Below are 20,362 nucleotides of genomic sequence, written 5' to 3' on the forward strand. Positions count from 1 at the left end.
GGCTTCTCCGGCGAGCGCCTCTACCTGATGCCGACCGCCGATGCGCACGGCTTCGCGCCGCATGCGCGCGTCGTGCCGAACCGGGACACACAGACGGTGCGCGTCGGCGATGCGCTGCTCGGCCGCGTGGTCGACGCCTCGGGCCAGCCGCTCGACAGCCTCGGCGCGCTCGATTGCGAGACGCCGGTGCGGCTGATGGGCGGCGCGCCGATCAATCCGCTCGCGCGTCGACCGATTTCCGAGCCCCTCGACGTCGGCGTGCGCTCGATCAATGCGCTGCTGACGGTCGGCCGCGGCCAGCGCATCGGCCTCTTCGCCGGCAGCGGCGTCGGCAAGAGCGTGCTGCTCGGCATGATGGCGCGCTACACGGCGGCGGACGTGATCGTCGTCGGACTGATCGGCGAGCGCGGGCGCGAGGTGCAGGAGTTCATCGATCGCATTCTCGGACCCGATGGACGCCGGCGGGCCGTGGTCGTCGCAACGCCGGCGGACCAGTCGCCGCTGATGCGTCTGCACGGCGCCTGGCTCGCGACCGCGATCGCCGAGTACTTCCGCGACCAGGGCATGAACGTACTGCTGATCATGGATTCCCTGACCCGCTATGCCCAGGCCCAGCGGGAGATCGCCCTGGCCGTTGGTGAACCTCCGGCCACCAAGGGCTACCCGCCGTCGGTCTTCGCCAAGATGCCCCAACTGGTGGAACGGGCCGGCAATGGACGCAAGGGCGGCGGCTCGATCACCGCCTTCTACACCGTGCTCTCCGAGGGCGACGACCAGCAGGACCCGATCGCCGACGCGGCGCGCGCCATCCTGGACGGCCACATCGTGCTCTCGCGCGCGCTCGCCGAATCGGGCCATTTCCCCGCCATCGACGTGGAGGCTTCGGCCTCGCGCGTGATGCACAACGTGGCCGGTGCGGTGCACCTGGAACTGGCGCGCCGCTTCCGCAGCCTGTACTCGCGCTACCAGAAGAGCCGTGACCTGATCCAGCTCGGGGCCTACGTGGCCGGCAGCGACCCCGAGACCGACCGCGCCATCGTGCTCTACCCCGCCCTGCAGCGCTTCCTGATGCAGGACATGCACGAGGCCGCCACCCTGCCCGAGAGCCTGCGCCAGATGCAGGCCGCGCTGCAGGACGAGAAGGACAAGCCCTCCTCGCAGCGCCAGACCCGCCCCCATCACAACCCGTATGAAGGCTAGGCCCCTCCCTGCGGCGCTTTGCGCCAACCCGCCAAGGGCAACGCCGGCGGCCCGGCCTGGCCGGTTGCGCAGCGTTTCTGCACCGCATTTCTTCACGCCCCCGTCTTTGCCGAGTAGATGAAATGACCCAACTGCAAACACTGAACAAAGTGGTGGAACTGGCCGAGAAACGCCGCGACGAGGCCCTGGGCGTGGTCGCCCAGCTGCAACGCGAGCTCAAGGTGGCGCAGGACCAGATGGACCAGCTGCAGGCCTATGCGCTGGAGGCCGAAGCCCGCTGGGTGTCGCGCTGCGCCACCGGCGTGGACACCGCCTTGCTGATGCACCACCGCGAATTCATGCACAAGATCTACCACGCGGTGGAATTCCAGCGCGGCGTGCTGGCCGACCGCCAGCACCTCATCGACACGGCGCAGGAGCAGGTGCACGTCACCGAGCGCGACCTCGCCGGCCTGCGCAAGTTCACCGACCGCAAGGTGCAGGCCATCGCCCACAAAGCCCAGCGCCAGGAACAGAAGCAGACCGACGAGATGGCGCTGTCCATCCACCTGCGCCAGAGCCTGGCCCAGGCACAGGCCCGCAACTGAAGCCCCTGACGACCACCAGCCCGATGACCCCACCATGACCACCACGCACGCCAGCACCCAAGCGCCCAAGCCCGTCGAAGCCGCGTCCAAACCGGCCCAGCAGGGTGGCAACCAGGCGCGCGCCAACGCCGACAAGCCCGCGGAGGACCTGTTCGCCAGCCTGCTCAGCCTGGTGAGCGACACGCACCAGGCTCCGGCCGAGGGCGAAGCCGCCCCGGACGCCCAAGCCGAAGCAGAGGACCCGACCGACAGCAACCCCCTGGCCGCCCTGCTCGCCTGGGGCCTGCCCGGCGCGGCCACGCCCACCGGCACCGGCGCCGGATCGGCGGGCACCCCCGCTCCCGGCAAAGGCGAAGGCGCCGCCCGCGAAGGCGGCATCGACGTCAGCGGCATGACGCGCGTGGACGAGGCCGCGACCGACCTGCCGAACGCGGCCACGCAAGCGCGCGCCGCCGCGGCGTCGCGACCGGCCTTCAGCCCGCTCAACCCCAACGCCGCCGCCGCCACCACGGCGGCCGCCACCGCCGCCGCCCAGCGCGCGGGAGACAGCAACGCCGTACAAGGCGGCGCTCCCGCCATGGTCTGGCAGCGCGGCGCGGTCTCCAGCACGGAGGCTCTGCAGCAACAGCAGAGCGCGCAGTTCGCGCAGGTGCGCGCCACCGTCGCCCTCAACGAACGCCTGGGCGTGGCCTCGGCCAGCCCGGAGGCGGGCGCCGGCCCCGGCCCGGCGCGCGAATTCACCCTGAGCGGCCCGGCCAGCACCACGGCCGCCGGCCCGGTGCAGGACGGCAGCCTGAGCGCGGCCAGCGGCACCGCCCCCGGTGACAGCAGCGGCGGCGGAAGCGACACCGCTTCCCAGTCCTTCACCGACCAGGGCCATGGCGATGGTCGCCACGCGGCCGACGCCCGCGCCGATGCCGACGCCCCGACCGTGAGCCACTGGGGCACCCAGCACATGCGCCACGCCAGTCTGCGCGTGGGCGGCGAAGGCGCCGACGCCATCGACATCCAGCTCGCCGTCAAAGGCCAGGAGGTGCAGGTCGCCTTCCAGACCGACAACGCCGAGGCGCGCGCCACCTTGCGAGAAAGCGCCGGGGAATCGCTGGCCGACCTGCTGCAGCGCAGCGGCATCCAGCTCGGCGGCGTGTCCGTGGGCTCGCAAGGGCAGGCGCAAGGCGATGGTGCCTACCAGCCGCGCCAGGCCGGACTGAGCACCGAGGCCCTGGGCCGCGCCAGCCAGGCGGCCGAACCGGCCGCCCGGCCGGTGCTGGCCCCGCGCACCGACGGCAGCCGGCCGCTGGACGTGTTCGCCTGATCCGCAGGCGCCCGCCCTGCCTTCCCGCCACTGAATAGCCGGCTTTTCCGGCGCTTATCTGGCGAACGGCCAGGGGGGTGGCGCCCAATAATTCTTTCAACCCCACCCGGTATGGCCGGTGGGCAACGTTGAAGGAAGAACATGTCTGCTGCCGCCGCCACCGCCACCGCTGCCGCCCCCGATGCGCCGAAGAAGAAGAGCAAGAAGCTGCTGTTCATCGTGCTCGGCGTGGTCGTGCTCGCGCTGATCGGCGCCGCCGCCGCGCTGTTCATCCTCAAGAAGAACACCGCCGAAGACGACTACGAAGACGAGGGGCACGCCCCCGTCGAACACGCGGCCAAGAACCCCAAGACGGCACCGGTTTTTCTGCCGCTGGAGAACATGGTCATCAACCTGGCCGACCCCGGCGGCAACCGGTTCATCCAGCTCGGCCTGACCCTACAGCTGCAGGACGCCGGCACCGAGACCGCCGTCAAGGCCTACCTGCCCAGCATCCGCAGCCAGGTGCTGGTGCTGATTTCGCAGCGCACCGCCGACGAGATGCTCGCGCTCAAGGGCAAGGAAAAACTCGCCAGCGACATCATCGCCACGATCTCCAAGGAGATGGGCTACACCGTCGCCAGCGAGGACGAGGACGCGCCTCGCAAGAAGAAAGCCAAGGCCGCACCCAACCCCGTGCAGGCCGTGCTGTTCTCCAGCTTCATCGTTCAATAAACGGGACGACACGCCATGGCCGATTCGTTTCTGTCCCAGGAAGAAATCGACGCCCTTCTGGAAGGCGTCACCGGCGAGAGCCAGAAACTCGCGAAAGAGGAAGTGCAGACCGGCGGTGTGCGCGACTACAACCTCTCAAGCCAGGAACGCATCGTGCGTGGGCGCATGCCCACCATGGAAATCGTCAATGAGCGCTTCTCGCGCAACCTGCGCCTGGGCCTGTTCAACTTCATCCGCCGCAGCCCCGAGATCTCGGTGGGCGCGGTGCAGGTGCAGAAGTACAGCGCCTTCCTGCGCGAACTGGTGGTGCCCACCAACTTCAACATCATGGCCATCCGCCCGCTGCGCGGCAACGGCCTGGTGGTCTGCGAGCCCACGCTGCTGTTTGGCGTGATCGACAGCCTCTTCGGCGGCAATGGCAAGTTCCACACCCGCATCGAAGGCCGTGACTTCTCGCCCACCGAACAGCGCGTGATCAACCGCCTGGTGGAGGTGGTGGCCGAGGAATACAAGAAAGCCTGGCGCGGCGTGTACCCGATCGAGCTGGCCTACCAGCGCTCGGAGATGCAGCCCCAGTTCGCCACCATCGCCACCCCCAGCGAAATCGTGGTCTCCACCAGCTTCACGCTGGAGATCGGCGACATCGCGGGCTCGCTGCACATCTGCATTCCCTACGCCACGCTCGAGCCCATCCGCGATGTGCTGTATTCCAGCGTGCAGGGCGACGCCATCGAAGTCGACCGCCGCTGGGTCAAGCTGCTGAGCCACGAGATCCAGGCCGCCGAGGTGACCATGGTCGCCGAACTGGCCCAGACCGAAGCCACGGTGGAACAGCTGCTGGCCATGCAGATCGGCGACTTCATCGAACTCGATCGGCACCCGTCGATCAAGGCCCACGTGGACGGCGTGCCCGTCTTTGAATGCCAGTACGGCACCCACAAGGGCAAGTACGCCCTGCGCGTCGAGCGCAACCTGCGTGGCACCGACCTGCACTGGCTGGGAGATTCCTATGTCAACTGAGAGCACCAACACCATGAACGACGCTGTTGCCGACGAATGGGCCCAGGCCCTGGAAGAGCAGGCCGCCACCACCGATCCGGTCGCCGACGGCGCGCCCGAGTTCGAGGCCAGCACCGCACCGGTCACCTCGGGCGCGAACCCGATGCAGGACATCCAGATGGTGCTGGACATCCCCGTCCAGCTCTCGGTGGAGCTGGGCCGCACCCGGGTGCCGATCAAGTACATCCTGCAGCTCGCGCAGGGCTCCATCGTCGAACTCGACGCATTGGCCGGCGAACCCATGGACGTGCTCATCAACGGCTACCTGATCGCCCAGGGCGAGGTGGTGGTGGTGAACGACAAGTTCGGCATCCGCCTGACGGACATCGTGACGCCCTCCGAGCGCATGCGCAGGGTGAGCAGGACATGAAGGCATGAACACCCCCCGCGCCGCCTACGGCGTCTCCCCCCTGGAAGGGGGGCGATGCCTGAGGTCCGGCAAAGCCGGTTCCCCGGCATCCCACGACTGAAAACCGCTTCACCCATCGAGCCCCTCATGCTGCAAAACGCGATGCCCGCGCTGCTCCTGCTCGCCCTCATGGTGGGCCTGGCCTTCGCCCTGAAGTGGGCACGCCGCCGCCTGCCGGGCGCCGTGGGCCACAGCGGCCCGCCCATGCACGTGCTCTCCACCCTCTCGCTGGGCCCGCAGCAACGCGTGGTGACCGTGCAGATCGGCCAGGGCGAAGACCGCGTGTGCCTCGTGCTCGGCGTCTCCCCCGGCAGCGTGAACGCGCTGCACCAGATGGCCCTGCCGGCCGATCTGGCCGATCTGGCCGGCCCCATCGTCACGCCCGCGTCCGGTTTCGCCGCGCGCCTGGCCCAGTTGACCCAACCGCTCAAAGGCCCCCATGCGCCGCGTTGATCACGCCGTGTTGGCCTTCCTGGCCCTGTTCGTCGCCAGCGGCGCCGCCTGGGCCCAGGGCGCGCCCGCCGCGCCCGCAGGCCCCACGCTGCCGCTGATGGTCGGCCAGGGCGCGGGCGGCACCAGCTACTCGGTGCCGATCCAGACCCTGCTGTTCTTCACCGCGCTGTCCTTCCTGCCGGCCGTGCTGCTGCTCATGACGGGGTTCACCCGCATCGTGATCGTGCTTTCGCTCCTGCGCCAGGCCCTGGGCACGCAGTCGGCCCCGCCCAACCAGGTGATCGTCGGCCTATCGCTGTTCCTCACGCTGTTCGTGATGGGCCCCACGCTGGACCGCGTGTACGCCGACGCCTACGAACCCTATTCGCGCAACGCCATCACCTTCGACCAGGCGCTCGAACGCGGCCAGGCCCCCATGCGCGAGTTCATGCTCAAACAGACGCGCCAGTCCGATTTCGAACTCTTCGCCAGGCTCGCCAAGCTGCCCAGCGACGTGACCGCGCAGAACGCCCCCTTCCGCGTGCTGGTGCCGGCCTTCGTCACCAGCGAGCTCAAGACCGCCTTCCAGATCGGCTTCATGATCTTCATCCCCTTCCTGGTGATCGACATGGTCGTCGCCAGCGTGCTCATGTCGCTGGGCATGATGATGCTGTCGCCCGTGCTGGTCGCCCTGCCGTTCAAGCTGATGCTGTTCGTGCTGGCCGACGGCTGGAACCTGCTGCTCGGCTCCCTCGCCGCGAGCTTCTCCACCTAGAGGAACACCATGGATCCCCAAGCCGCCCTCACGATGGGGCAAAACGCCCTCTTCATGCTGCTCATGGTCGCCGCGCCGGTGCTTGCCACGGTGCTCGGGGTGGGCCTGCTGGTCAGCCTGTTCCAGGCCATCACGCAGATCAACGAAGCCACGCTCGCCTTCGTGCCCAAGCTGATCGCGGCCATCGCGGTGTTCGCCATCGCCGGCCCGTGGATGATGACCACCATGGTCGAGTTCATCCGCAGCACGATCCTCTCGATCCCGAACTACGCGCTCTGAGCGAGCCCGCTGCCGCCGCATGCCCACGTTCACCGAAGCGCAGATCATGGCGCTGGTCTCGCCGGTGTTCTGGCCCTTCCTGCGCATCCTGGCGGTCTTCTCCAGCGCGCCCATCTTCTCCTCGCGCTCGGTGCCCATGCGCACCCGCGTGGGCCTGGCTTTCCTGGTGGCGGTGTGTGCCCAGGCCGGCCTGCCCGAGCAACCCGTGGTCGGCCTCACCGACGCCGGCGCCTTCGCCGTGGTGATGCAGCAGGTGATCGTGGGCCTGGCCATCGGCCTGGCGGTGCGCATCGTCTTCGCCTCCGTGGAACTCGCGGGCGAACTCATCGGCCTGCAGATGGGCCTGAACTTCGCGGGCTTCTTCGACCCTTCCACCAACTCGCAATCGAGCGCCGTGGGGCGCTTCTTCGGCAACACCACCATGCTGCTGTTCGTCGTCATGGGCGGCCACCTCATGCTGTTGCAGGCCGTCGTGGCCAGCTTCAACACCTTTCCCCTGAGCGGCAGCGCCTTCGAGTCCATCAACCGCATGCAGCTGCACCAACTGGGCGCGGTGGTGTTCCGCTACGGCCTGTGGATCGCCCTGCCCATGATCGGCATGCTGCTGTTCATCAACATCGTGCTCGGCTTCATCTCCCGCATCGCACCGCAGATGAACGCCTTCGCCATCGGCTTCCCGCTCACCCTCTCAGCCGGTCTGGTGGGCATCGCCTTCACCCTGCCCATGCTGGACACGCCCGTGGCCGCGCTCATGAAGCTGGCCACCGAGATTTTCACCGGCGGCTGAAGCAGCGGTGGGGCTTGGCGCGGCCACGCCAACCGCCTGTCCGGCCGCGCTACACAAGCCCGGGCGCACGTCGAAACAGGGTTCAGGCACAAGCCGCCGCGTTGGCGTGCCCATCCGCCCGCTTTCCGGAGACCCCATGAAACTTCGCACCCAGATCCTTTGCCTCGGCCTGGCCGGCGCCGCGCTGGTGTCCGCGGCCGGGGGCATCGGCCTGCTGGCCGTCTCGTCCATGGCGGCCAAGGTTGAAGCCTCTGCGCAGTCCAGCCAGACCCTGCACGCCGCCCTGAGCGCGGACATGATGCACGACGCCCTGCGTGGCGACGCGCAGCGCGCGTTGCTGGCGGCCATGAAAAGCGACCCGGCCACCGTGAGCGCCGCGCGCAAAGACCTCGACGACCATGTCGCTACGCTGCAAGGCGCACTGAAGAAAATCGCCGCCTCCGGCCTCGCCCCCGAAGCCCGCCAGGCGCTGGACGCCACGCAGCCCGTGGTGCAGCAGTACACCCAGGCCGCGCAAGCCGTCATCGGCGGCGCCGCCCAGGGCGCGGCCCAGGCCGAAGCCCAGTTGCCGGCCCTGAACCAGGCCTTCGCCCAGCTCGAAGACCAGCTCGAAACACTCTCCGGCATGATCGAGGAGGACGGGGCCAAGATTTCAGAGGCCGCCGCCGCCAGCGTCGGGCAATCGCTCTGGACCATCGCCATCGCCGTGCTCGTGGCCACCGTGCTGCTGGTGCTCGGCGCCCTCTGGGTCGCCCGCCTCATGGCCGCCGCCATGGACCAGGCCGTGGCCGCCGCCGGCCACCTCGCCGACGGCGACCTCACCCGCCCGATCGCCCTCGTGGGCAACGACGACACCCGCCAGCTGCTTGGTGCCATGCGCACCATGCAAAAGCGCATCAGCGAGACCGTGAGCCACGTGCAGGACAACGCGGCCCTGGTGTCCAACGCCAGCACGCAGATCGCCCAGGGCAACACCGACCTCTCCAACCGCACCGAAGAACAGGCCGCCGCGCTGGAAGAAACCGCCGCCTCCATGGAGCAGCTGGGCACCACCGTTCGCCAGACCGCCGACCACGCGGGCAAAGCCAATCAGCTCGCGAAGAACGCCTCCCAGGTCGCGGCCGAAGGCGGCGACGTGGTCGGCCAGGTCGTTGAAACCATGCGCGGCATCAACGACAGCTCCAGGCGCATCGCCGACATCATCGGCGTCATCGACGGCATCGCCTTCCAGACCAACATCCTTGCGCTCAACGCCGCCGTGGAAGCCGCGCGCGCGGGTGAGCAGGGCCGCGGCTTCGCCGTCGTCGCCGGCGAGGTGCGCAACCTCGCGCAACGCAGCGCCCAGGCGGCCAAGGAAATCAAAGGCCTGATCGACGCCAGCGTGCAACGCGTGGCCAGCGGCACGCTGCTGGCCGACCAGGCCGGCGTCACCATGCAGGGCGTGGTCGAGGCGATCCGCCGTGTCTCCGACCTGGTGGGCGAAATCAGCAGCGCCACCAGCGAGCAAAGCGCCGGCGTGGGCCAGGTCGGCGAGACCATCAGCCAGATGGACCGCGTCACGCAGCAGAACGCCGCGCTGGTGGAAGAAAGCGCCGCCGCCGCCGACAGCCTGAAACAACAGGCCCTGCAACTGGTACAGGCCGTCGCCGTCTTCAAGCTCAACCGGCAGCCCAAGCTGGGGATGCCGCTGGCGACATGAAGCCGACGTGCGCCCTCAGCAATCCTGCACCAGCTCCCGCACGCGGGAGATGCGCGATCGAACCGTGCCGATGGGAATGCGCAGCAACTTGGCCGCCTCCTCGTACGTGAGACCGTCTTCGATGTAGGCCTCGAACGTCGAAGACAAGGCCTTCGGCATGGCGCGCATCTTCTGGTCCACGAGCCGCAGCCGCTGCTGCAGGGAAACGATGTGGAAGACATCGGGTGTACCGCTGGTGTCGACCGGCACTTCCTCCGTCTCCACAAAGCGCGCGCGGTGGGCCACCGCCTTGGCCACGTGTTGCCGGCCGACATTCTGCGCAACCCCGAAGATCCAGGACTCCAGGCAAGACCGGCCGCTAAAGTTGCGCAGCGACTTCAACACCTCCACGTACACGTCCTGGACGAGATCATCCACCAGCTGAGGATCCCGCTCGAAGCGCCGAAGGAAACTCCTCAACTTGCCCTCGGTTCGCAACGCCAACACCGCCAGCTGTGCATGCAAGTCTGCATGGCTTGCCTCGGCTTCCTGTATCCGATTGACTTCCACAATCTCTCCTCTAGAGGGCGTAGTTGCAAACTTCGCCGCACTGTAGGACTCGGCCCATCGCCCAAGGAATGGGTGGAACCGACTTGGAAGAACCTTGATCGGGACGCTCGAACGCCCGCCTGAAGCACGAACTCGACTATTTGGTCGAGATGTTCATGAGCCGGTGCAAGCAAGGGAAGACGGTGCCATGGGCAGGTCGTCCTCCTGCGTGATGGCGTACACCTTGGCGTCGAGCGCACGCTGGGCGTGAAAGATGCGCTTTCGCGCGACGCCCTCGAACTGCGCGCCCAGCTTCTGCGCCACCCGTTGGCTGGCGAGGTGATCCACCCGGATGACCAGCGCCAGCCGCTGCAACCGCAGGACGCGGAAACAGAAGTCGACCAGATGGCTCGCAGCCCATGCCGCGATGCCTTTGCCGCCATGGCCGGGCTCCACCCAGTAGCCCAGATCGGCGCATCGGCAATCCCACAGCACGTTGGACACCGTCACGCCGCCAATCACAGACCCCTCGTCAGTGAATATCCCGAACGAAAAAGTTCGACCGGCGTGCCAGTCCGCTTGCAGCCGCTCGAGCAACGCAACGGCGGCATCCAGCGTGGATACCGCATCGGGCCACTCCTCCCAGAGCTGGATCGCCGACCTGGATCGCTCGATCGCCGAAAACCAAGGCGCGGCGTGCGCTTGCAGGAGGGGTCGGATGACAAGGCCCGCGGCGCATGGATGGCGTGATGCAGCACCGCCCGCTGCGCCGGACCTGTCGATCACACCCATTCGCGCTCCCCATTGAGAACAAAGCGCGCGAGATTAGCCGTTGCGTGTCTTGTTTGCGGCGTCGAGCCACCAAATGACGCAGAAACGGCCAATGCGAACTGCCGATGGGTACGAATGACGGCTCAATAGAAGAAAGTGCCGCCTCGCACTTGAGCACATGAGCGGGATGCCACTAAGGACTTGCCCTAGGCAATGGAACCGCCTTGTCTGCAAGCTCACTCAGCCACGAGCAACAGCAACACATTGAGGTAATCACGTGATCCCAGCACATGTATCTAGGCCCGGCTCTCCGGTGCAAAATTTGGAATTGCAATCATTTGCTTCAGATTTATTCAAAAATCCTGAAACCTTCTACGCCGACTTCAAGCGATACGTTCTAAAATCGGAGGGCCCGCATGTCCCACTGGAGACGCTCATCTCCAATGGTGTGGCCTATCTCCTTCAATGGGGGATTGCAAATGGTACTGTCGCAGGCATCAAACCTTTTGTTCCTACCGACGGGCAAACCAGTCCACACGAGGTAGCTCATAGCGTCGCTTCAGCATTTTCTCTTATGTCGATTGCAATCGACATTCTCAGCGTCCAAAATTGCGCCGCTGCCCAAAGCCAACTAACTGCCATCCAGGAAAACCTGAAAGAGCTCTTTACAGCCATCCACTCGGGACAACTCACCAGCTTTGAGTTGGCCAATATGCTGGCCCAATGCGCCATCAACCTCCAAGCAGCAGAGAGGTTGCCAGGCAAGGCTGAATTATTTACCAAGGTTTTCACAGACGGAGTTGCCGGCATCGTCAGCTTTGTGCAACAGGGCTACAACTACGATGTGCTAATGAAAAAAGGCTCGAGTGACGACATAAAAGACAGCATTCAGAGCGCGAGTTCAGATAAAAATATTCCAAATTCGGATCTGAAAGAAAACATCCCAAATGCAGATGCGAAAGATGGCCTTTCACATTTAGAAGCCAAAGGCACCATCAATAGTGACGGCGTGACAGAATCCGTCGAAAAAAAACTATCAACTTTCGATGCTGGAATGAACGCCGCGGGGGCCGTCACCTCCCTTTTCGGCATGGGGCGAGGCGCCTACGAGCTTGTGCGCTCTCTAGAGGATAGGCGTGAGATGGTTGAGAAAACGAATGTCATCGATGACGGCATTCAGGCACTGAATGGGGAAACCGGAACACACATTCTCCAACTTAAGAAGAAGTCCGTCGAACACCGAAGATCGGCGAACAGGTGGGCTATTTTCGGCGCCATCACTCGCATATTTGGCAGCGGTTTTTCATTCGCAGTCAAAGTCGCGTCTCTTATTGTCGGCGCAGCAGTAGCTCCCATAATTGTTCCAATTATTTCGGCAGTCGTTATTCTGCTCTACGCCGTGAAAAATGCTTTTATAAGGGTCAAGACACGGTATGCTAACCGTCTCGACAATCGTCTGATGAATACCGTCAAAATTCTCTCGAAGGCTAGCAGTGCAGCATATAGGAAGTACCTACAGCCAGCGCTGGTTAACGAATTCGTCAGTCTGTCCCGAGGTGGGAGACAGCTATGGAATTTTCTCAAATCCATGGGACGATCAAATATGTTTGCCGACGTCAGAGCGCAGCTTTCAAAGCTGGTAACTGCAGAAGATCGCCTTCCCCTCATCCACCAGCTGGTTGAGATCTGTACAACACCTCTTGCATTGCTACGTGAAAAATTGAGCAAAAGCAAAAGTGCAATGGATGCACGGATCTTGAATTTCCTCACACCAGCAAACAATGAAGAGGTTGTTGAGCCGTCGTTTGAGGACGAAGACCAAAGGGAATTGGAAGATGACTTTCAGCTTGAGAGCACGGATACTTCGCTGAAGTTCACGGCCGAAGAAGTTGCGATGTTCGATAAATTCGTGGAAGGCAAAATGGACAAGGCCATCGCTGCATCTTCTGGGGTACTCCCCGGCTGGCGAATGTCGTCGGGTAATGCAGACGTGGTGAAAAAGATGTCCATTCATTGCATCAAGGCGCAAGTAGGCGACACCCCTGAAACGGACTTGACACTAAAAGTCCTGGACGGATTAAACAGAAATGGAAAAACCCGCAACAGCAGCTTAAGCGCCTTCTTCAAAGGCTTTATCATGAGCCGGACGTGGAATCTCACGCGGCACGGAGATAATTGTCAAAAGGTTCTGGAGCGTCAAAAGCCTGCAGAACTCGAGGCCAGCACTCTTGCAGCAGCTTACACGACGCACAATGCAGACGTCATTGCACAATGCAGATTCATTGGAAATCCAGCAGAGCAGGATTTGCTGAAAGCGCAACTCAACAATTCAACACCTTCGGCACTTAAGGCCATTTTGAAAGCCATCGAGGGATGCAACGGAAAGGAACTGATAAAGCAATGGAGAAGAGCGGGTGATGGTTTTGAGGCCAACTTCAAAGCCGCGTTCATGCTCATGAACCGGACCGGCGAAGAAGCAAATCGCATCTTCTCAATGCTGACGCCATACCTCACGGCGACGGCAGACATAGCGGATTTGAGCGCTGCCTTGAATATTTTGTCCGGGCAAAAGTTGCAAGGAAAATTCAATAACACAACCTTGTTCGACGATGTGTGCAAGCATCTTGTCGCTGAGAACACGGCATATTCAACATTCAACACGAGACCGGCCGGGCCGAGTCAAAGCGTTCCCGCAGGCCAGGACAACGCAATTCTGCTTACCCCAACTTCAGCGACCGATGCACGGCAGAAGAATTACATCGACGACATCGTCAAGGGCAATATATCCATCAAGGATTTACCTCCTGGTCTATTGAGCGACTCTGTGCGCAATGCATTACAGGCAAGGTGGAAATCACGGACTATCTGGACAGCCTTTATGAGGAAGTTGTCATCGTGGACAGGATGGGCCAAACCTGCTGTGGACAAGGCGTTGAGTGAGCAATTGTATTTGCACTTCATACACAAGGATCCGAAGCAATCTCCGCTGGTGTTGACTTGGCCGGATTCTGCGTATTACGGCAATACTGCAAAAGAAAGAAGCGAAAATTTGCGAAATTCATTCAAGAGCTTGCTAGGAATCAATGCCGACAACTACACGCTGTCCGAGCTGCTGACAGCGGCTTCTGTGTACACGAATTGGGACGATGGAGCATCGCTGACAAAAATTAAGGCAATCATTGGCAAAGGCGGTCTTCAGGCCGCAGTGGCTTTGCATCATATCACGGGTCTACAAGGCATGAAAATCCCGGACGATGCCGCCCTCGATCGAATCAACGCAGCAGTCGATTTGGCTGCCATTCAGGAAATCTTCAGACTACCTTTGCAACATATCGTTATTAATCCTCACAGCAACCCCAATCAGAACAAGGGGCTTGGGATAAATCATGAAGGGGGAGATATACTCATCTTGAAACAGAATATATTCAACCCTGAAGATATCAATCTGAACTTGGACAATGTCAACTCTAGCTCGAATGAAGAACCAAGCAATTCGGAAAGCGAAATCAGTCACAACGACCTTTCAGACATATCAATTATGCAACCTAGCTCAAACCGAGTTTCACTCCACGCTAAGTTCAATGGCAATGGCAATGAATCATCGTTACAGGCCGCCTTTAAACAAGGGATCCTGTCCAGCCCTCTTCCTGCCTAGTGGCACAGGATTCCGGCCGCAAGGCAGGAGCTATGAGGCAAGTGGCGCACTGAACTAAGTCCGAGGTGGCGGCGATTCACCGGTCGCCCGCCTCGCGCAGCGGCGGTCCGGACTCTGGGCCTTGCGGGACATCTGCGCTGACGACCATTTCAAACTCAAAACTGCGCAGGGCCCCTGAAGCCGCGACCCTGTGCGGAGGATGAGCGCACTGCCATCGAAGATTCGTTGGAGCGGCCCTGGGCCGACTACGTGGCACGGGGTGCGGTGCATCGCAAGCGAGGCGAGCCAGCCCGCGAGGGCTTCAGCAAGTTTGTGACCTGGTGGGCCGGCCTCGATGGCAGATCGGAATTGCCCGGCGTGGACCTAGGGCCCGCGAAGCGCCGGCAAATTCATTCGCTTGAGCTGATTCAACTCACTGAAACCCTCGACGCTCTGCGCCATCGCCGCCAGGGGCTGTCATGCGAGCCACCCCAGTTCAGCGCGTGGATCAGACTGCTCACCTTCAGGTCCGGTGCGTTGGGAACGAATTGACCGGCCAGTGACTGCGCCAGCTTGTCGTCACCGACAGCAAGGCAAATGATGTCCACCAGCTCCAACTTCTTGCGCACGCAAACCACCATGTCATGGCCCATGTGCAAGGCGCCTTTCACGCAGCATGGCGCCCTGAAGACCGCCTCGCCATCCTGGGGCACGCGGCTGGACAACCGGGCCAACAGCTTTCCGGGGTGCTCCGGTGAGGTATGCGCCATAAAAAGGGGCTTTTGCGAGACGGGCACGACCACCGGGGCATCCGTCTTTTGCCGAAGTTCGAATTTCTTCTCCAAGTCGCGCTTGTACTTCTCGCTCGTCTCCCACCGCCCTCGCGGCATCTGCCGCACAGCAGAGGGCCAGCCCTTGCTGTGGACGTCCATGGCCTGACCAGCAGCGGGCGCTGCCAAGAACATGGCCGCCGCAATCTTTTCCTTTGGGTTCAGGCCAGCAGGCGCGGCACCGCGGCCGCCAGCATCGCCACACCCGAGAGGCCGAGCAAGGACAGCACGAGCTTGCGGAACGCGGCCTCGCTCAAGCCGACGTACAGCCGCGAGCCCAGCAGCACGGGCACAAGCAGCGCCACGGCGACGACGGGCAGCAGGGGCCACAGGTCGCGCGTGACGGCGCCGGCGATGACGTAGCCCAGCAGGGTGAAGGCCAGGGCCGCGAGGTTGAAGTTCTGGATGATGGCGCGCTGCGTGTCTTTGTCCATGCCGCGCAGCGTGCACCACAGGGAGGGCACCACGCCAGTGAAGCCACCGATGCCGCCCATGAAACCGCCCGCGAGGCCGGCCACGCCATCGGCCAGGCGCCCGCCGCGCGAGACCTTGGGCAGGCGCGAGGACAGGAGCATGACGGGGCACCAGATCACCAGCACGGCGCCCAGCCACAAACGGAACAGGTCGGGGTTGAGGTGTGGGAGCACCGCGATGCCGATGGGGATGCCGATCACACCGCCGGCAAGGAAGGGCGCGAGCAGCTGTAGCCGCAGGGCGCGCCGGCTGGTGACGGCCGCCACGACCTGCCCGGTGAGCGAGCCGAACACGGCCATGACAGCCGCCACGCGCGGCTCGACGCCCCAGACCCAGAAGGACATGGCGACCATGCCGAAGGCAAAGCCCGAGAGGCCTTGCACGAAGCCCGCCACGGCCGCGCCCAGCACGAGCAGGGCAATCTCGGGGGCGGTCACGTGGCCATCTCCTCACGAGCAAGGGCGGCCCGCGAATTCGTGCAGCATGGGCTTGCGTCTGGGGGGATGAGGCGGCAGGGGTGCATGCGGGTTGGGGGGGAAGGTTCAGTGCGGACCCGAACGAAAGCGGCTGGGCGGGGCCCCGGCCGACTTTCGCATGAGGCGCCGCAGGGCGGTGGCGTCTTCGTAGCCCACCTGGGCCGCCACCTGCTCGATCGTCAGGCGGCTGCGCTCGATCAGCACGCGCGCGCGGTTAAGCCGCACACGCTGCACCAGCGCCAGCGCGCCGCCACCGGTGGCGGCCTTGACGTGCCGGGCCAGGGTGCGCGGCGACATGGCGAAGGCCTCGGCCAGCGCGGCCACGCCGGGCGGGTGGGGCAACGCGGACTCGATGTACTGCGTCAGGCGGCCGATCAGCTCGTTGCCGTTGGCCTGCAGGGCGGGCAGCACAAAGGGAGCCTGCGCCTGCCGACCGTCGATGAGCAGCACCCGGCTGACCGCGTCCGCCAGCGCCGGGCCGAAGCGGGTTCGCAGCAGGTGGAGCATGAGGTCGGTCTGCGCCAGCGCAGCGCCGGCGGTGGCGATGGGACCATCGGCGCAGACCATGCGGTCTGCGTCCACGCGGCACAACGGCGCCAGGCCTTGCAGGCGGGGCGCGAGCCACCACGAGGTGGTGACCCGTCGGCCGTCCAGCAGGCCCGCCGCGTGCAGGAGGAAGACGGCGGAGCAGGACGCGGCCACCTCGCCTCCCCGCGCCACGTGCTGCCGCAGGCGCTCGCTGGCCGCCCGCGCGTCGTCGCGCGCCAGGCGATCGGCCAGCGCCGAGGGCTGGTCCACACCCAGGCCGGGCACGATCCAGGTGGAGGTGTCGCGCCCCGCTCGGGCGGGCATCGGATGCGTCTGCAGTTGCAGGCCTTGGCCCAGCGCCACCAGGCCTCCGCCAGGCGAGCACACGCGCCAGGTGGGCTGCGGCACAGCGAGCTGCGGCGCGATGGCCGCCGCGGCGCTGAGCACGTCGAGTGTGACGGCCACCCCGCTTCCCCAGGCTGAAGGCAGCACGAGAACGGTGAAATCTCGCATGGCATGAATCGCTTGAAAGATGTCAAAACAGACACTGGCAGTGTAGTGCCGGCCTTGGTGCAATCAAGGCCTGTCCAACCCCGAGAGCCCAAGCCATGTCCCACTTGAATCCGACCGGACCCGATGCCCTTGCCGATTTCGAGGCGCGTGAGATCACGCTCGACGGTGTCACCAAGCGCGTGTTTGTGGCCGGCCAGGGGCCGGCGGTGATCGTCATGACCGAGATGCCGGGCATCAGCCCGCATGTGGCGCGCTTTGCGCGCTGGGTGCGCGACGCGGGGTGGACGGTGTACATGCCTTCGCTGTTCGGCGTGGATGGCGCGGTGCCCGAGGCCCAAGCGGGTCTGGCGGTGATGCAGCGTGCCTGCGTGAGCGCGGAGTTCCGCGCCTTCGCCAACCGCAAGGGACCGAACCAGGCCAGTCCGGTGACGCGCTGGCTCAGGCGGCTGGCCAGGCACGCGCACGAGGTCTGCGGCGGCCCCGGCGTGGGGGCGATCGGCATGTGCTTCACCGGCAATTTCGCGCTCACGATGATGCTGGAGCCGTCGATGCTCGCACCCGTGCTGTCGCAGCCCTCGCTGCCACTGGACGATCCGGGCGGCCTGGAGATCGGGCCCGAGGACCTGGCCGAGGTGCGCTCGCGCCTGGAGCGCGAAGACCTCACGGTGATGGCCTACCGCTTCGCAGGCGACAGGTTCTGCCAGGCCGCGCGTTTCAAGGCCTACGAGGCCGCGCTGGGCCCGCGCTTCGTGGCGAGGGTGCTGCCCGACAGCGCCGCCAACCAGACGGCCCTGCCTTCGTTCTTCGAGCAGGTGGTGAACAGCCCGCACAGCGTGGTGACGGCGCACCTGATCGATGAGGCCGGCCAGCCGACGCTCGCGGCGCGCGACGAGATTCTGGCCTTTTTCGCGCAGCGGCTCAGGAATCCCGGCAGTAGCCCTCGCCGGCCCGAACCGTCAGGCAGTGCTTCTTCTCGCTGAGCCACTTCATCCCGGTCTCGGCGCCGCTGGTGGCGCGCAAGGATTCCTTTACGCCATCGCGCTCGAACTCGATGCGATCGCCTGCGGCCCGGCCCGGGAAGGTGCGAGGGCCGTCGAGGTTGCGGATGGTCACTTCGTATTGACCGGCGCCGCCCGCGAGCTGGAGGGAGGTGCCCTCGGGCCCGTTCCATGCGCCAAGCCAGGCGTCGGTGGCCGGGGCGGATGCAGGTGCAGGTGCAGGTACCGGCGCGGACCCGGGGGCGCGCTCCTGGCAAGCGGCCAGGACGAAGGCTCCTGCGATCACGGCGATGGCGGCAAGGCGGGGATGCTTCATGGGGGCCTTTCGAATGGGCGCCGGATCAACGTTCGGCGATGTAATGCGACATGCGCGCGCTCTCGCCCTCGGCGAGGTAGGCGCGCACCTCGGTCTCGATCGCGCGATCGGCCACGGTGGCGCGCGCGCGCTGGTGCAGGTAGTCGGCCCAGGAGGTGACGATGAAGCGCTCCACATAGCGCGAGGGCTCGCCCAGGTCTTTGTAGACGCGCCAGAAGGTGGCGCCATCGCGGCGGCGCGGTGCTTTCATCCGGGCGATGGTGTCGAGAAACGCCTGGTCCACGCCGGGGCGGATGCGGTAGCCCACCTCCACCGCGATCGGCCCGGCCTCGGGGCTGGGCTCGGCTTCGACGAAGAGTTCGTCCCAGGGCGTGCCCTGGGTCACCTCATGGTCCGCGCCCACGCGCAAGGGAAAGGGGCGCGCCAGCAGCAGGCCCGCGGCCATGAGCACGCCGGCGGCGGCCAGGGCGGCGGTGAGGCCCGCCAGGTCGGACACCGCGCCCCAGAAGGCCGAGCCGATGGCGAAGGCACCCAGCGCGGAGACGATGTGCAGCGCCACCGCACGCGAACGCACCCAGGGCGGGGCGCTGGCCTGGGTGGCGGTGTTGAAGGTGGACATGGTGGCCATCCAGGCCGCACCACCCAGCGCCATGGCCACGTACACCACCGCCGGCACGCGCACCCAGGCGGCCACCAGCATCACGGTGGCGAACACCATGCAGGCCACGGCCACGATGGCGTCCAGCGAGAACCGCGCGCGCAGGCGGCCGATGACGAGGCCCGAGGCGACCGCCCCGGTGCCCAGGCAGCCCATGAGCAGGCCAAAGCCTTCGGCGCCGGTGCCCAGCTGGCGCTGTGCGATCACCGGCAGCAGCGCCCAGAGCGCCGAGCCGGCCGCGCTGAAAGCCATCACGCGCACGAGTTGCGCCAGGATGAGGCGCGAGTGCCAGGCAAAGCGCAGGCCGCTGAGCGTGCCGCCCCACAGGCGCTCGGCCGGCAGGCTGGAGGGCGGGTGCGCGCGCGGTGGCCAGCGGCGGATCGACTCCCACATCACCACCGTGGTGAACACCGTGACCACGAACACCCAGCCCGCGCCCAGGCGCGCGAACAGCAAACCGGCCAGGGTGGGGCCGATGGCGCGCGCGGCGTTGTAGGCAATGCCGATGGCGGTGATGGCTTGCGGCCACTCGGGGCGCGGCACGGGATCGACCACCGAGGAGTTCCAGGCCGGCGTGAGAACCGCCGTGCAGCAGCCGCAGACGAACACCAGGAACAGCACCGAGGCCGGCCCTCCCCAGCCGGCCAGCACCAGAGCGGCCAGCAGCGCGCTCGCGCCCACCTGGGCGATCAGCGCGCCCGAGATCAGGCGGCGGCGGTCGGTGGTGTCGGCCAGCACCCCGGCAGGCAGCGCCAGCAGGAACATGGGCAGAAACACCGCGGTCTGCACCAGGGCCGCCAGGAAGGAAGACCCGGTGAGTTCGACCATGAGCCAGGCGGCGGCCATGGTCTGCATGCCACTGCCGACGAAGAAGACCGCGCCGCAGATCCAGAGCCCCCGAAAGGCGGGTTGGCGAAGCGGGCTCCAGATGGATGTGGACATGGCCCATTATTCCGCACACCCCCCGGGGTACGCGGGAGCGCGCGCGAAGTCTCAGCGCGGCGTGTGGCCGTAGGTGATGGAGAGCACCACGCCCGAGCGCAGGCGCACCGTGGCGAACAGGTTGCCGGGGCCTCGGTCGTACAGCCATTCCTCGGTGACCTGGCAGGGCAGGATGCGGCTGGCGTAGGGCTCGGGCACGGGGTAGTAATGGGGGTTCTGGTAGATGGGTGCGCAGTAGGTGTCGGTCAGCACGGGCTGGCCGCACTTGGCCATCAGCGAGAGTTTGGAATCACCTTCGGCCGCGATGCCCCCCACGCAGCGCAGCGATTCCGCGCGCGCCGGGGCCGCGCCACCCGCCAGGGCCAAGAGCAGCCCCAGGCCCGCCAGCCACGGCCAGCCCGGCAGGGTCGAGGGCGGGCGGGCGGCTGGGGCCAGCAT

21 protein-coding genes are annotated in these 20,362 nt (G+C 65.5%); 13 read left to right on the top strand and 8 right to left on the bottom strand.

Features of this window, described 5'->3' with window-relative positions; translation table 11 throughout:
• From KIT86_RS17410 to KIT86_RS17460, 11 genes are all read left to right on the top strand, one after another.
• A partial coding sequence (locus KIT86_RS17410; protein WP_297400647.1) for a FliI/YscN family ATPase occupies window positions 1–1,200 on the top strand: 1,200 nt, incomplete at its 5' end.
• Between the two features lie 122 nt (window positions 1,201–1,322).
• On the top strand, window positions 1,323–1,787 hold the full coding sequence (fliJ, locus tag KIT86_RS17415; protein ID WP_297400649.1) for a flagellar export protein FliJ: 465 nt from the start codon (window positions 1,323–1,325) through the stop codon (window positions 1,785–1,787).
• 34 nt (window positions 1,788–1,821) lie between these two features.
• Window positions 1,822–3,102 carry a flagellar hook-length control protein FliK gene (locus KIT86_RS17420; RefSeq protein WP_297400652.1) on the top strand — a complete coding sequence of 427 codons (1,281 nt, stop codon included), beginning with the start codon at window positions 1,822–1,824 and terminating at the stop codon, window positions 3,100–3,102.
• A gap of 141 nt (window positions 3,103–3,243) precedes the next feature.
• Window positions 3,244–3,816, top strand: coding sequence for a flagellar basal body-associated FliL family protein (gene fliL / locus KIT86_RS17425; RefSeq protein ID WP_297400654.1), 573 nt, complete (start codon window positions 3,244–3,246; stop codon window positions 3,814–3,816).
• A 15-nt stretch (window positions 3,817–3,831) separates the two neighbouring features.
• Window positions 3,832–4,836, top strand: coding sequence for a flagellar motor switch protein FliM (fliM, locus tag KIT86_RS17430; RefSeq protein ID WP_297400656.1), 1,005 nt, complete (start codon window positions 3,832–3,834; stop codon window positions 4,834–4,836).
• Window positions 4,826–5,245, top strand: a complete 420-nt coding sequence (gene fliN / locus KIT86_RS17435; RefSeq protein ID WP_297400658.1) for a flagellar motor switch protein FliN — start codon at window positions 4,826–4,828, stop codon at window positions 5,243–5,245. The genes fliM and fliN overlap by 11 nt, the downstream gene beginning before the upstream one ends.
• 126 nt (window positions 5,246–5,371) lie before the next feature.
• A complete protein-coding gene (locus KIT86_RS17440) occupies window positions 5,372–5,737 on the top strand; it encodes a flagellar biosynthetic protein FliO (protein ID WP_297400660.1) in 366 nt (121 codons plus the stop codon).
• Complete coding sequence (gene fliP / locus KIT86_RS17445) at window positions 5,724–6,491, top strand: flagellar type III secretion system pore protein FliP (RefSeq protein WP_297400663.1); 768 nt, start codon at window positions 5,724–5,726, stop codon at window positions 6,489–6,491. Before KIT86_RS17440 ends, fliP begins: the two co-directional genes overlap by 14 nt.
• Before the next feature lie 9 nt (window positions 6,492–6,500).
• Window positions 6,501–6,770, top strand: a complete 270-nt coding sequence (gene fliQ, locus KIT86_RS17450; RefSeq protein ID WP_291113515.1) for a flagellar biosynthesis protein FliQ — start codon at window positions 6,501–6,503, stop codon at window positions 6,768–6,770.
• Between the two features lie 19 nt (window positions 6,771–6,789).
• Window positions 6,790–7,557 (top strand): flagellar biosynthetic protein FliR, encoded by a 768-nt coding sequence (gene fliR / locus KIT86_RS17455; RefSeq protein WP_297400666.1) that lies wholly within the window; start codon window positions 6,790–6,792, stop codon window positions 7,555–7,557.
• Between the two features lie 136 nt (window positions 7,558–7,693).
• Window positions 7,694–9,256, top strand: a complete 1,563-nt coding sequence (locus tag KIT86_RS17460; protein ID WP_297400668.1) for a methyl-accepting chemotaxis protein — start codon at window positions 7,694–7,696, stop codon at window positions 9,254–9,256.
• A gap of 15 nt (window positions 9,257–9,271) precedes the next feature.
• Here KIT86_RS17460 and KIT86_RS17465 read toward each other — a convergent pair whose 3' ends face one another.
• Window positions 9,272–9,805, bottom strand: a complete 534-nt coding sequence (locus tag KIT86_RS17465; protein ID WP_297400670.1) for an RNA polymerase sigma factor — start codon at window positions 9,803–9,805, stop codon at window positions 9,272–9,274.
• Window positions 9,806–9,958: 153 nt separating this feature from the next.
• The gene (locus KIT86_RS17470; protein WP_297400672.1) at window positions 9,959–10,576 is read right to left on the bottom strand and encodes a GNAT family protein; all 618 of its coding nucleotides are present in this window, start codon (window positions 10,574–10,576) and stop codon (window positions 9,959–9,961) included.
• Window positions 10,577–10,832: 256 nt separating this feature from the next.
• Here KIT86_RS17470 and KIT86_RS17475 point away from each other — a divergent pair, with 256 nt between their 5' ends.
• Entirely contained in the window at window positions 10,833–14,210 is a 3,378-nt protein-coding gene (locus tag KIT86_RS17475) for a hypothetical protein (protein WP_297400674.1), read from the top strand.
• A gap of 407 nt (window positions 14,211–14,617) precedes the next feature.
• Here KIT86_RS17475 and KIT86_RS17480 read toward each other — a convergent pair whose 3' ends face one another.
• From KIT86_RS17480 to KIT86_RS17490, 3 genes are all read right to left on the bottom strand, one after another.
• Entirely contained in the window at window positions 14,618–15,121 is a 504-nt protein-coding gene (locus KIT86_RS17480; protein WP_297400676.1) for a hypothetical protein, read from the bottom strand.
• Between the two features lie 59 nt (window positions 15,122–15,180).
• The gene (locus KIT86_RS17485; RefSeq protein WP_297400678.1) at window positions 15,181–15,930 is read right to left on the bottom strand and encodes a sulfite exporter TauE/SafE family protein; all 750 of its coding nucleotides are present in this window, start codon (window positions 15,928–15,930) and stop codon (window positions 15,181–15,183) included.
• Between the two features lie 105 nt (window positions 15,931–16,035).
• Window positions 16,036–17,010 (bottom strand): GlxA family transcriptional regulator, encoded by a 975-nt coding sequence (locus KIT86_RS17490; protein ID WP_297400680.1) that lies wholly within the window; start codon window positions 17,008–17,010, stop codon window positions 16,036–16,038.
• A 95-nt stretch (window positions 17,011–17,105) separates the two neighbouring features.
• Here KIT86_RS17490 and KIT86_RS17495 point away from each other — a divergent pair, with 95 nt between their 5' ends.
• The gene (locus tag KIT86_RS17495) at window positions 17,106–17,990 is read left to right on the top strand and encodes a dienelactone hydrolase family protein (protein ID WP_297400681.1); all 885 of its coding nucleotides are present in this window, start codon (window positions 17,106–17,108) and stop codon (window positions 17,988–17,990) included.
• On the opposite strand, the gene KIT86_RS17500 is transcribed toward KIT86_RS17495, so the two are convergent.
• From KIT86_RS17500 to KIT86_RS17510, 3 genes are read right to left on the bottom strand one after another with little or no spacing between them, the layout of a single operon-like run.
• A complete protein-coding gene (locus KIT86_RS17500; RefSeq protein ID WP_297400682.1) occupies window positions 17,929–18,324 on the bottom strand; it encodes a hypothetical protein in 396 nt (131 codons plus the stop codon). The genes KIT86_RS17495 and KIT86_RS17500 overlap by 62 nt on opposite strands.
• A gap of 25 nt (window positions 18,325–18,349) precedes the next feature.
• Window positions 18,350–19,924 carry an MFS transporter gene (locus KIT86_RS17505; RefSeq protein ID WP_297400683.1) on the bottom strand — a complete coding sequence of 525 codons (1,575 nt, stop codon included), beginning with the start codon at window positions 19,922–19,924 and terminating at the stop codon, window positions 18,350–18,352.
• Between the two features lie 51 nt (window positions 19,925–19,975).
• A complete protein-coding gene (locus KIT86_RS17510; RefSeq protein ID WP_297400684.1) occupies window positions 19,976–20,362 on the bottom strand; it encodes a DUF2845 domain-containing protein in 387 nt (128 codons plus the stop codon).

This window comes from Hydrogenophaga sp. (assembly GCF_026125825.1).
GTDB lineage: Bacteria > Pseudomonadota > Gammaproteobacteria > Burkholderiales > Burkholderiaceae_C > Hydrogenophaga.